10 protein-coding genes and 1 pseudogene are annotated in these 11,424 nt (G+C 61.4%); 4 read left to right on the top strand and 7 right to left on the bottom strand.

Translation table 11 applies throughout. The features are described 5' to 3' along the window. From KHQ28_RS17085 to KHQ28_RS17070, 4 genes and pseudogenes are all read right to left on the bottom strand, one after another. Positions 1–159, bottom strand: a pseudogene (locus tag KHQ28_RS17085) (urea ABC transporter permease subunit UrtB); the annotation flags it as partial. Between the two features lie 61 nt (positions 160–220). Continuing rightward, positions 221–1,492, bottom strand: a complete 1,272-nt coding sequence (urtA, locus tag KHQ28_RS17080; RefSeq protein WP_211777640.1) for an urea ABC transporter substrate-binding protein — start codon at positions 1,490–1,492, stop codon at positions 221–223. A 171-nt stretch (positions 1,493–1,663) separates the two neighbouring features. Continuing rightward, on the bottom strand, positions 1,664–2,767 hold the full coding sequence (locus tag KHQ28_RS17075) for a cobalamin-independent methionine synthase II family protein (protein ID WP_004148338.1): 1,104 nt from the start codon (positions 2,765–2,767) through the stop codon (positions 1,664–1,666). A 148-nt stretch (positions 2,768–2,915) separates the two neighbouring features. Beyond that, positions 2,916–3,314, bottom strand: coding sequence for a rhodanese-like domain-containing protein (locus KHQ28_RS17070; protein WP_032419000.1), 399 nt, complete (start codon positions 3,312–3,314; stop codon positions 2,916–2,918). Positions 3,315–3,381: 67 nt separating this feature from the next. Here KHQ28_RS17070 and ftrA point away from each other — a divergent pair, with 67 nt between their 5' ends. Together ftrA and KHQ28_RS17060 are read left to right on the top strand one after the other, a co-directional pair. Continuing rightward, positions 3,382–4,479, top strand: coding sequence for a transcriptional regulator FtrA (gene ftrA, locus KHQ28_RS17065; RefSeq protein WP_004176251.1), 1,098 nt, complete (start codon positions 3,382–3,384; stop codon positions 4,477–4,479). Next, positions 4,448–4,663: a DUF4177 domain-containing protein gene (locus tag KHQ28_RS17060; RefSeq protein WP_004205985.1), complete on the top strand. Its 216-nt coding sequence runs from the start codon at positions 4,448–4,450 to the stop codon at positions 4,661–4,663. The genes ftrA and KHQ28_RS17060 overlap by 32 nt, the downstream gene beginning before the upstream one ends. Before the next feature lie 52 nt (positions 4,664–4,715). On the opposite strand, the gene KHQ28_RS17055 is transcribed toward KHQ28_RS17060, so the two are convergent. Together KHQ28_RS17055 and KHQ28_RS17050 are read right to left on the bottom strand one after the other, a co-directional pair. Continuing rightward, the gene (locus KHQ28_RS17055; protein WP_004176252.1) at positions 4,716–5,156 is read right to left on the bottom strand and encodes a GNAT family N-acetyltransferase; all 441 of its coding nucleotides are present in this window, start codon (positions 5,154–5,156) and stop codon (positions 4,716–4,718) included. Between the two features lie 253 nt (positions 5,157–5,409). Next, complete coding sequence (locus tag KHQ28_RS17050; protein ID WP_004183956.1) at positions 5,410–6,474, bottom strand: LacI family DNA-binding transcriptional regulator; 1,065 nt, start codon at positions 6,472–6,474, stop codon at positions 5,410–5,412. Positions 6,475–6,670: 196 nt separating this feature from the next. On the opposite strand from KHQ28_RS17050, the gene KHQ28_RS17045 reads away from it, so the two are divergent. Both KHQ28_RS17045 and KHQ28_RS17040 read left to right on the top strand, forming a co-directional pair. Continuing rightward, positions 6,671–9,778 carry a beta-galactosidase gene (locus tag KHQ28_RS17045; RefSeq protein ID WP_032419001.1) on the top strand — a complete coding sequence of 1,036 codons (3,108 nt, stop codon included), beginning with the start codon at positions 6,671–6,673 and terminating at the stop codon, positions 9,776–9,778. 54 nt (positions 9,779–9,832) lie between these two features. Then, on the top strand, positions 9,833–11,098 hold the full coding sequence (locus tag KHQ28_RS17040; protein WP_032419002.1) for an MFS transporter: 1,266 nt from the start codon (positions 9,833–9,835) through the stop codon (positions 11,096–11,098). A 30-nt stretch (positions 11,099–11,128) separates the two neighbouring features. Here the strand turns inward: KHQ28_RS17040 and KHQ28_RS17035 are convergent. Further along, positions 11,129–11,424: AAA family ATPase (locus KHQ28_RS17035; RefSeq protein WP_211777639.1), on the bottom strand; the 296-nt coding region annotated here is incomplete at its 5' end.

Below are 11,424 nucleotides of genomic sequence, written 5' to 3'. Positions count from 1 at the left end.
CAGACGATCCGCCTGCGGCGCTGCCGCCCACTGGGTCAACAGCTGCGCCTGCTGGCTGCGACTGGCGGCAACGAAGTCGTCCGCCTCCGCGGCCTGCGCCCGCCATGGCAGCAGGATCAGCAGTAGCGCCAACACATTCATGAGACGCAATGCGTTCATGTCGTTCTCCTCTGGTCAGCGGCCGACGGGCGCTATGCTCCAGCCCCGCCGGCCGTGGCGCTTACTGGCTGACGGTTTTCACCGGATGGTCAGGTTTCTTATCATTACCGGGGATCCACGGGCTCCACGGCTGCGCGCGGACGGGCTCATCGGTCTGCCAGACCACGTTGAACTGGCCGTTGCCTTCAATTTCACCGATCATCACCGGCTTATGCAGATGATGGTTAGTGGCATCCATGGTCAGGGTAAAACCGGACGGCGCGTTGAAGGTCTGCCCGGCCATCGCCTCGCGCACTTTATCGACATCGGTGGTGCCCGCTTTGGTCACCGCCTGCGCCCACATATGCAGACCCACCCAGGTCGCTTCCATCGGATCGTTGGTCACCACCGTATCGGCATTCGGCAGCTTGTGCGCTTTGGCATACGCGCGATAATCGGCGACGAAGGCTTTGTTGGTCGGATTATCGACGGATTCAAAGTAGTTCCATGCCGCGAGGTTGCCGACCAGCGGTTTGGTATCGATGCCGCGCAGCTCCTCTTCCCCCACCGAGAAGGCCACCACCGGTACATCGGTCGCTTTCAGACCCTGGTTAGCCAGCTCTTTGTAGAACGGTACGTTGGAATCGCCATTGATGGTGGAGACCACTGCCGTTTTGCCACCGGCGGCGAATTTTTTGATATTGGCGACGATGGTCTGGTAATCGCTGTAGCCGAACGGGGTGTAGACCTCCTCGATATCTTTGTCCTGGATCCCTTTGGCATGCAGGAAGGCGCGGAGGATCTTGTTGGTAGTGCGCGGATAGACGTAGTCCGTCCCCAGCAGGAAGAAACGTTTAGCGCCGCCGCCGTCCTCGCTCAGCAGGTATTCCACCGCCGGGATAGCCTGCTGGTTAGGCGCCGCGCCGGTATAGAAGACGTTGGGGGACATCTCTTCCCCTTCGTACTGCACCGGGTAGAACAGCAGGCCGTTCAGTTCCTCAAACACCGGCAGGACCGATTTACGCGAGACCGACGTCCAGCAGCCAAACACCACCGCCACTTTATCCTGGGCCAGCAGCTGGCGCGCCTTCTCGGCAAACAGCGGCCAGTTGGAGGCCGGGTCGACCACCACCGGCTCCAGTTTCTTGCCCAGCACCCCGCCTTTGGCGTTGATGTCGGCGATGGCCATCAGCGCGACGTCTTTCAGCGGCGTTTCGGAAATCGCCATCGTCCCGGAGAGCGAATGCATGATCCCGACTTTGATGGTGTCGGCGGCATAGGCCTGGAAGGAGAGACCCATAGCCATAACAGAGGCGGAGAGTGCAAAAGCTTTTAATAACGTTCTACGTTGCATGATTCACTCCTGAGTAGCGCAAAAAATAAAGAATTAACAGCTAACCAGAGGTGATAAGGCAAAAAAGGTGCCAGGTTGTGAAAACAGCGGGATGCGGCGCAGGTGGGCGATAGTGGCGAAGAGGATGGCAGCGTTGCCTCATCACGGTGCAACGCTGCGCTAAGAAAGCAATTACCAGACGTCGGCGGCGATGGAGGTCACCAGACGGACCTTTTGCCATTGCTGGTCTTCGCTGAGGGCATTCCCCTCTTCAGTGGAGGCGAAACCGCACTGCGGGCTGAGGCAGATCTGCTCGAGCGGCACGTACTGCGCGGCCTCGGCGAGTCGCGCTTTTACCCCCTGCGGATTCTCCAGCTCGCCGTTTTTGGTGGTGATCAGCCCGAGGACCACCTGCTGATGGCCGGGACGAATAAAGCGCAGCGGCGCGAAATCCCCGGAGCGGTCGTTGTCGTACTCCAGGAAGAAGGCATCGACATTAACGCTGCCAAACAGCACCTCGGCAACCGGCTCGTAACCGCCTTCCGAGATCCAGGTTGAACGGAAGTTACCCCGGCAGACGTGCAAGCCCACCGTCAGATCGGCCGGCTTACCCTCCAGCGCCTGGTTCAGCACCCGGGCATAAATACGCGCCAGCGCATCCGGATCCTCGCCGCGCTCACGTACCTGCTGGCGCTGGGCATCGGAGCACAGATAGGCCCACACGGTATCGTCCAGCTGCAGATAGCGGCAGCCGGCGTCATAAAACGCGCGGATGGCGTCGCGCCAGGTGGTGGCCAGATCGTCGAAGTAGTCGCTAAGATCCGGGTAGACCGTGGCATCGATATCTTTCCGCCCGCCGCGGAAGTGCAGCACGCTCGGGCTGGGAATGGTCATCTTCGGCTGCGCGTCGCCGCTGATGCTTTTCAGATAGCGGAAATCCTCCAGCATCGGGTGGTCGCCAAACGCCAGCTTGCCGGTGACGCGAACGCCGTGCGCTTTGGTCTGCACGCCGTTGAACTGGATCCCCTGCTCGGCATCGTAACGTTCAACGCCCTGCAGGCCATCGAAGAAATCGAAATGCCACCATGCGCGACGAAACTCACCGTCGGTGACCACGTGCAGGCCGCAGTCGCATTGCTGCTGAACCAGATGACGGATCGCGTTATTCTCAATCTCGCGTAGCTGAGCGGCGTCGATAATCCCCTCAGCCAGCTGCTGACGCGCCTGTTTAATGCTGTCCGGGCGCAAAAAACTGCCGACGATGTCTGCGCGGAACGGGGCCTGTTGACGTTGCATGCTGTCTCCTTAGCGGTGGGCGCGTTAGTTGCCCACCGTGATAGTTCATTATTTGAATTTTTAGACTTCTGGATGGCTATATGTCCAGATACTGGCATGCAGAATGGTGGGTCGCAAACGAGAATATTTCATGATACATGAAAAATTTTCATTTACCGGAAACAAGCGCATAGCCCTCATCTTCCCAGCCAGTGAGTCCGCCGAGCATCATTTTCACCGGCCGCCCGAGCTCAGCCAGCTTCAGCGCGGCAACGTCAGCGCCGTTGCAGTGCGGCCCGGCGCAGTAGACCACAAAGAGGGTATCCGCCGGCCAGGCCGCCATTCGCTCGGCGGTGATCTGGCTGTGCGGGAGATGCTGCGCGCCTGGCAGGTGACGTCTGGCGAAAGCTTCCTCGCTGCCGACCACGTGCAGCAGGACAAAGTCGACCTCGCCGGCACGCTGGGCGCTGTGCACATCGGCGCAGTCGGTCTCAAGATGCAGCTTATGGCTGAACCAGCGGATAGCCTCAGCGGAGGTGGCGGGGGGAAATTGGGTTACTACACTCATGGCGTCTTCTCCTTGTCTGTGATAACACTACTTTACTGACGCCCATCACCCTGATCTGCCGACAACCATGACAGAAAACGCTAACATCCTGACAACCCCTTCTGTGACACCCTCACGTCATCAGGTGGTCGCCCTCGCCTACGATGGCCTGTGCACCTTTGAGTTTGGCGTAGCCGTGGAGATCTTCGGCCTGCCGCGCCCGGAAATGGGCGACAACTGGTACCAGTTCGCCGTCGCCGCCGTCGATGAAGGGCCGCTGTGCGCTACCGGCGGCATCCGCCTGATGACCGACGGCGGTCCTGAACTTCTCGCCCAGGCGGATACGATCGTGGTCCCCGGCTGGCGCGGCGTCGACGCCCCGGTCCCCGAGGCGCTGTGCGCCGCGCTGGCTTCCGCCCACGCCCGCGGATGTCGGATTATTTCTATCTGTTCCGGGGTGTTCGTTCTCGCCGCCGCCGGGCTGCTCAATGGCCGCCAGGCGACAACCCACTGGCGCTACACCGCGGCGCTGCAGTCCCGTTTTCCGCAGATCCAGGTGGTGGAGGATGTCCTTTACGTGGGCGATGCTTTGCTGATGACTTCCGCCGGCAGCGCGGCGGGGATCGACCTTTGTCTACATCTGGTGCGTGAAGATTTCGGCAGCGAAGCCGCCAACGTCGTCGCCCGCCGCCTGGTCGTCTCTCCCCATCGCGACGGCGGTCAGGCGCAGCAGGTCCTGCGCCCGGTAGCCCGCAGCCGGGAGAGCCTGCGCCTCGGTCAGCTGTTTGACTATCTGCACCAGCATCTTGCCGCCAGCCATACCGTCGCTTCCCTCGCCCAGCGCGCCGGCATGGGGACGCGAACCTTTTTGCGCCGCTTTGAGGAGGCCACCGGTAAAACGCCCGCCCGCTGGCTGCTGGAGGAACGACTGCTGCGCGCCCGCCAGCACCTGACGGAGAGCACGATGGGCATCGATCAGATCGCTGAGCGCTGCGGGTTTGCCAGCGCCGGCACCCTGCGCCACCATTTTCGCCAGCACTTCGCGCTCAGCCCGCTGCAGTACCGTAAACAGTTTACGCCTTCTCCGATTGCAAAATCGTCGCAGCCACGGACAATAGACGGCCACAGTAAACCGGTCGCCAGGAGGGTCGATGATGAAGAAAGAGTGTCGGGTAGTGATCTATAAAGAGGGGCTGCTGGGCAGTCTGTTTTTTGGCGAAGCCAAGGCCGACCCTGACAAAATGAGCCAGTTTCTCAGCAGCTATACCCGTGAGGGATGGGAAGTGAAAACCATGTCGGTGGAGCGCCGCCGTACCGCCCTGTTCTGGTCGCGGGAAGCGTATCTTTTCGTGCTCGAACGCCCCCTCTGACAGCCTGCGCCTGGTTTACCCGTTTAAGCCAGGCGTTTCTAAGCGTCAGCTTTCAGGGCTGACGGATATAGCCCTGCTCCTGCATTTTCTGCATGCCTTCCTCGCTGGCGCAGACCATGCCGGTAGTCAACATGGCAAAGCCAAAGCGCTGATAAAACGTAATTTTATCGGCCACCGCATAGATAAATATTTTGCCAAAGGGCAGGAGTTGCTCCCGGATGGCCAGCATCAGCTGTTGCCCGTAGCCCTGTCCCTGACGAGCGGGGACGATCGCCACATCCGCCAGATAGCTGCTCCAGGTGCAGTCGCTGATGGCTCGCGCCACGGCAATCAGCTGACCGTTCTCATAGCCAAACCAGCAGAAGGTGCTCTGGCGGAACGCCTGCTCCAGTTGCTGAACATCACGCTCATTCAGCCCGGCCTCGGCGATGATCGTTCGCACTCGCTGCCAGTCCACCCGCGCGATCGCCTCTTTACCCTCTATCACCATCATGACCTTGTCTCCCGTCGTCTCCCGGAAGCAAGATCTAGCATGCCGCGGCAGGATATGCCAGATGGAAAGCCGGACTGAAGCAGTCGGTACAGGGTGGAAGGGGCAAAAAAAACCGCCATATGACTGGCGGTAAATCAATGCTTGCATGGATAGATTGTGTTTTGCATTTTTTGCAGACAGATAAGCTTTACCTCTCTACGTTTGCTGCCGAAGTTAGCATGCTCAACTTCAATAAAGCCTCAACGACCAGCAGCTAAAGCTTCTCCACCAGCGCTTTCAGCTGCGCCAGGGTCTGCTGCCGGTCCTCCGCGGCGGCGACAGGCCAGGCCGATTGGCGCACGATGAGCCGGGTCGGCAGCAGCTCGCGGATCCGCAGCTGCGGGGCCGCCATCAGGGCAATCAACCGCTCCACCGCCCTTTTGCCCAACAGATCGAAGTCCTGCGCCACCGTGGTGAGCGGCGGCTGGAAGTAAAGGCTGTCGGCGGTGTCATCGTAGCCGGTCACCGATACCGCCTGGCTGCCGCTGCGATTGAGCTGGGCCAGCGCGCTGAGCACGCCGAGCGCCATCTGATCGTTTGCCACCACTATGGCGCTGATCCGCGGCTGCAGGTGGAGGAGCTCGAAAGTTTTCTGCCAGCCGCTGGCGGCGCTCCAGTCGCCAAACACCGTAGTAGAGCGGGCAATATTCAGACTGTGCAACGCCTCGCGCCAGCTGGCGAGACGCAGACGGGCGGAAACCGAACTTTCCGGTCCCGCCAGCAGACCAAATTCGCGATGCCCCAGCTCCCACAGGTGGCGCACGCAGGCCCCGCAGCCGTCGCGATGGTCGAAGCGCACGCAGCAGACATCGGCCTCCGGGGAGACATCGAGAAACAGGCAGGCCATATCCGGATTGTCTTGCACCAGCCGCTCGGCAGTGGCGCTCTCCAGCGGCAGACTGACGATCACCCCGCGAATATGCTGAGCGCGCAGCTCGTCCAGCCGGGCCTGCAGCGCGACAAAATCAGCCTGCGCCGGCATCGCTATCGCCACTTCCAGCTGATGCAGGCTGGCATGGCTCTTTATCGCGGCGGCGATCTGCGAGGGGGCGTGCAGCGTCAGCGAGGCGGTAATCAGCCCGATGGAGGGCGCCGCTTTGCCGGCAAGCAGCTGCGCCGAGCGGTTAGGCACATAGTGCAGCGCCTGCATCGCGCGGATCACCTGCTCGCGGGTGCGGGCTGACACCACCTCAGGACGGTTCAGCACCCGGGAGACCGTCTGCTGGGACACGCCCGCGGCGCGGGCGACATCCTCCAGGGTTGCGGTACGACGCGGCATCTTTTCTCCTCAGCAATAACAATGTCGTGCGCTAACATTTTATGTTTAACGTGCGACAAAAAACAGCGCTTCTCCCCCGCTTTCGTGATCGTCTGTTAATTTCGATTCCCCCGAGATTGCTGGACAAAACAAATTACCCGATAACGTTAACCATCCTGTTTAGCGAACGACAATTTCTGACTTACCGGGGTTTAATATGCAAATTAGCGATACCGGCCGCAGCCACACTCCTGACTTTCACGCCGTCCTCGCCCGTGAAGACTGGCAGAACCAGAGCATTACCCACCTTAACCGCCTGCCAGCGCATCCCGTTTTCGCCAGCTGGCGCGATGAGCTTGCCGCCCGCGATAACCTACCTTCATCCCGCCGCCGTCAACTGGACGGCGAGTGGCAGTTCTCTTACGCCCGCAGCCCGTTTGCCGTCGATGCACAGTGGTTGACGCAGGATCTTCCGGACTGCCGCGGCACGCCTGTTCCTTCCAACTGGCAGATGGAGGGCTATGACGCGCCGATCTACACCAACGTCCGCTATCCCATCGACACCACCCCACCGCGGGTGCCGGAGGATAACCCGACCGGCTGCTACTCCCTGCACTTTACGGTTGAGGACACATGGCGCGAGAACGGGCAAACGCAGATTATTTTCGATGGCGTCAACTCGGCGTTTCATCTGTGGTGCAATGGCGTGTGGGTCGGCTATTCGCAGGACAGTCGCCTGCCGGCGGCGTTCGATCTCAGCCCCTTCCTGCGTCCGGGCGACAACCGCCTGTGCGTGATGGTCATGCGCTGGAGCGCCGGCAGCTGGCTGGAAGACCAGGATATGTGGCGGATGAGCGGCATTTTCCGCTCGGTATGGCTGCTGAATAAGCCGCAGCAACGGCTATGCGACGTGCAGTTGACGCCAGCCCTTGACGCCCTCTATCGCGACGGCACTCTGCAGGTCCAGGCGACCGTCGAAGCGACTGAGGCGGCGCTTGCCGGGCTCAGCGTCGGGGTTAGCCTGTGGCGCGGCGAGGAGCAGATCGCCGCCGGGCGGCAGCCGTTAGGTACCCCGACGGTGGATGAGCGCGGCCACTACGCGGAACGGGTCGATTTCTCCCTGGCGGTGGCGACGCCGGCGCACTGGAGCGCGGAAACCCCGAACTGTTATCGCGCCGTGGTCACCCTGTGGCGCGGCGACGAACTGCTGGAGGCCGAAGCGTGGGACATCGGTTTTCGCCGCATCGAGATTGCCGATGGCCTGCTGCGTCTCAACGGTAAACCGCTGCTGATCCGCGGCGTTAACCGCCATGAGCATCATCATTTGCGCGGGCAGGTGGTCACCGAGGCGGATATGGTGCAGGACATTCTGTTAATGAAGCAGAACAACTTTAACGCCGTGCGCTGCTCGCACTATCCCAACGCGCCGCGCTGGTATGAACTCTGCAACCGCTACGGTCTGTACGTGGTCGATGAAGCCAATATTGAAACCCACGGGATGGTGCCGATGAATCGGCTGTCCGACGATCCGGCGTGGCTGCCAGCCTTCAGCGCCCGCGTCACCCGGATGGTACAGAGCAACCGCAACCATCCGTGCATTATCATCTGGTCGCTGGGCAACGAGTCCGGCGGCGGCGGCAACCACGAAGCGCTGTACCACTGGCTGAAACGCAACGATCCGAGCCGTCCGGTGCAGTACGAGGGCGGCGGCGCGGATACCACCGCCACCGATATTATCTGTCCGATGTACGCCCGCGTCGAACGCGACCAGCCGATCCCGGCGGTCCCCAAATGGGGGATCAAAAAATGGATCAGCCTGCCCGGTGAGCAGAGGCCGCTGATCCTTTGCGAGTACGCCCACGCGATGGGCAACAGCCTCGGCAACTTCGCCGATTACTGGCAGGCCTTTCGCGAGTATCCGCGGCTGCAGGGCGGGTTTATCTGGGACTGGGCCGACCAGGCGATCCGCAAAACCTTTGCCGACGGCAGCGTCGGCTGGGCCTATGGCGGCGACTTTGGTGATAAGCCTAACGATCGCCAGTTCTGTATGAACGGTCTGGTGTTTCCCGATCGCACGCCGCATCCGTCGCTGGTGGAGGCAAAGCACGCCCAGCAGTATTTTCAGTTCACGCTGCTGTCGACCTCGCCGCTGCGGGTGCGCATCATCAGCGAATACCTGTTCCGCCCAACCGATAACGAAGTGCTGCGCTGGCAGGTGCAGGCGGCCGGTGAACCCCTGTATCACGGCGACCTGACCCTGGCGCTGCCCCCTGAGGGCAGCGACGAGATAACGCTGCTCGATAGCCTGATCCTGCCTGAAGGCGCCCGCGCGGTGTGGCTGACGCTGGAGGTGACCCAGCCCCAGGCGACCGCCTGGTCAGAAGCGGAGCACCGCGTCGCCTGGCAACAGTTTCCCCTGCCCGCCCCGCTGGCGCTGCCGGCGCCCACCGTGTCTGCCGGCGCTCCGGATCTTATCGTCAGCGACGAGGTCTGGCAGATCCGCGCCGGTTCGCAATGCTGGACCATCGATCGCCGGACGGGTCTGCTGAGCCGCTGGTCGGTTGGCGGTCAGGAGCAGCTGTTGACCCCCCTGCGTGACCAGTTTATTCGCGCGCCGCTCGACAACGACATCGGGGTCAGCGAAGTAGAGCGTATCGACCCCAACGCCTGGGTGGAGCGCTGGAGAAGCGCCGGCCTGTACGATCTTGAGGCGCACTGCGTCCAGTGCGATGCGCAGCGCCTGGCAAATGAAACCCTCGTCGACTGCCGCTGGCACTACCTGCGCGGCGAAGAGGTAGTGATTGTCAGCCACTGGCGCATGCACTTCACTGCTGACGGAACCCTGCGGTTGGCGGTGGACGGCGAACGGGCGGAAACCCTGCCGCCGCTGCCGCGGGTCGGGCTGCACTTCCAGGTGGCGGATCAGCAGGCGCCGGTGAGCTGGCTGGGTCTGGGGCCGCATGAGAACTACCCCGACCGGCGGAGCAGCGCCTGCTTCGCCCGCTGGGAGCAGCCGCTGGCGGCGATGACCACCCCCTATATCTTCCCGACGGAAAACGGCCTGCGCTGTGATACCCAGGCGCTGGACTGGGGGCGCTGGCACATCAGCGGTCATTTCCACTTCTCCGTTCAGCCATGGAGCACCCGTCAGCTGATGGAGACCGACCACTGGCACAAGATGCAGGCCGAAGACGGCGTGTGGATCACCCTCGACGGCCTGCATATGGGGGTGGGAGGCGATGACTCCTGGACCCCCAGCGTGCTGCCGCAGTGGCTCCTGAGCCAAACGCGCTGGCAGTACGAGGTCTCATTGCGTTGCCTTTAATCCGTGGGGGCGACAGCCCCCACCCCACAAACAGAATAACAAGGGATCATGGTGATGAAATTCTCAGAACTGGCGCCACGAGAACGGCATAATTTCGTCTATTTCCTGCTGTTCTTTTTCTTTTACTATTTCATTATGTCGGCCTACTTCCCGTTTTTTCCGGTGTGGCTGGCGGACGTTAACCATTTAACTAAAACGGAAACCGGGATCGTTTTCTCGTCTATCTCGTTATTCGCCATTATTTTTCAGCCGGTGTTCGGCCTGATGTCGGATAAGCTCGGCCTGCGCAAACATCTGCTGTGGACCATTACGGTACTGTTAATTCTGTTCGCGCCATTCTTTATTTTCGTTTTCTCTCCGCTGCTGCAGATGAATATTATCGCTGGTTCGCTGGTAGGCGGGATCTACCTGGGGATTGTTTTCTCCAGCGGCTCCGGGGCGGTGGAAGCTTATATCGAACGCGTCAGCCGGGCCAACCGCTTTGAATATGGCAAAGTGCGGGTCGCAGGCTGCGTCGGCTGGGCGCTATGCGCCTCGATAACCGGCGTGCTGTTCGGCATCGATCCCAATATCACCTTCTGGATCGCCTCCGGCTTTGCGCTGGTGCTCGGTCTGCTGCTCTGGCTGTCGCGGCCGGAAAGCAGCAACAGCGCTCAGGTTATCGAGGCGCTGGGCGCCAATCGCCAGGCCTTTTCGCTGCGTACGGCGGCAGAACTGCTGCATATGCCGCGCTTCTGGGGCTTTATCGTCTATGTGGTGGGTGTCGCCAGCGTCTACGACGTGTTTGACCAGCAGTTCGCCAACTTTTTCAAAAGCTTTTTCGCCAGTCCGCAGCGCGGTACCGAAGTGTTTGGCTTCGTCACCACCGGCGGCGAGTTGCTCAACGCGCTGATCATGTTCTGCGCGCCGGCCATCGTTAACCGCATCGGCGCCAAAAACGCCCTGCTGACCGCGGGGATGATCATGTCGGTGCGTATTCTCGGGTCGTCCTTCGCCTCATCGGCAGTCGAGGTGGTGATCCTCAAGATGCTGCATATGTTTGAGATCCCCTTCCTGCTGGTGGGAACTTTTAAATATATCTCTTCCGCCTTTAACCCGCGCCTCTCGGCCACCCTGTTCCTGATCGGTTTTAATCTGTCAAAACAGCTGTCCGGGGTGGTGCTTTCCGCCTGGGTGGGCCGGATGTACGACACCGTCGGCTTCCATCAGGCCTATCTGATCCTCGGCTGCATAACCCTGAGCTTCACCCTGCTCTCGTTCGTCACCCTACGCGGCGGCAACCGTCTGCTGCCGACCGCAGAGACGCAGAGCCCCGCCTGACTCCAGCGCCCCCGTCAGGGATGACGGGCTTCACTCGACAATCCGCGTCTCCCCGCCGCGATTCTCCAGCGCATAGCGCTGACAAGGCGCCCCGGCGGCGATAAGCTCCGCCAGCTCCGCCGAGTGGCTGGTCAGCCAGATCTGGCTGTAGCGCGAGGCCTCGATAATCAGCCGGGCCAGCGCGGGCAACATGTCGCGATGCAGGCTGTTCTCCGGTTCATTGATCGCCAGAAACGCCGGCGGGCGCGGACTGAGCAGCGCGACGGCGAGGCACAAAAAGCGCAGCGTACCGTCGGACATCTCCGCCGCCCGCTGCTGGCGGCGGA

The sequence above is a fragment of the Klebsiella sp. 28 genome, from assembly GCF_018223905.1.
GTDB classification, from domain to species: Bacteria; Pseudomonadota; Gammaproteobacteria; order Enterobacterales; family Enterobacteriaceae; genus Klebsiella; species Klebsiella pneumoniae.
Note: the sequence above shows the minus strand (reverse complement) of the source record. Positions and strands in the feature narration are given on the sequence as shown.

Excerpts from the sequence above, each read along its gene's own strand:
- KHQ28_RS17070 (WP_032419000.1), bottom strand. The coding sequence starts at position 3,314 with ATGAGTGTAGTAACCCAATTTCCCCCCGCCACCTCCGCTGAGGCTATC.
- urtA (WP_211777640.1), bottom strand. The coding sequence starts at position 1,492 with ATGCAACGTAGAACGTTATTAAAAGCTTTTGCACTCTCCGCCTCTGTT.
- KHQ28_RS17060 (WP_004205985.1), top strand. The coding sequence starts at position 4,448 with ATGAAGAAAGAGTGTCGGGTAGTGATCTATAAAGAGGGGCTGCTGGGC.
- KHQ28_RS17055 (WP_004176252.1), bottom strand. The coding sequence starts at position 5,156 with ATGATGGTGATAGAGGGTAAAGAGGCGATCGCGCGGGTGGACTGGCAG.
- ftrA (WP_004176251.1), top strand. The coding sequence starts at position 3,382 with ATGACAGAAAACGCTAACATCCTGACAACCCCTTCTGTGACACCCTCA.
- KHQ28_RS17045 (WP_032419001.1), top strand. The coding sequence starts at position 6,671 with ATGCAAATTAGCGATACCGGCCGCAGCCACACTCCTGACTTTCACGCC.
- KHQ28_RS17050 (WP_004183956.1), bottom strand. The coding sequence starts at position 6,474 with ATGCCGCGTCGTACCGCAACCCTGGAGGATGTCGCCCGCGCCGCGGGC.
- KHQ28_RS17040 (WP_032419002.1), top strand. The coding sequence starts at position 9,833 with ATGAAATTCTCAGAACTGGCGCCACGAGAACGGCATAATTTCGTCTAT.
- KHQ28_RS17075 (WP_004148338.1), bottom strand. The coding sequence starts at position 2,767 with ATGCAACGTCAACAGGCCCCGTTCCGCGCAGACATCGTCGGCAGTTTT.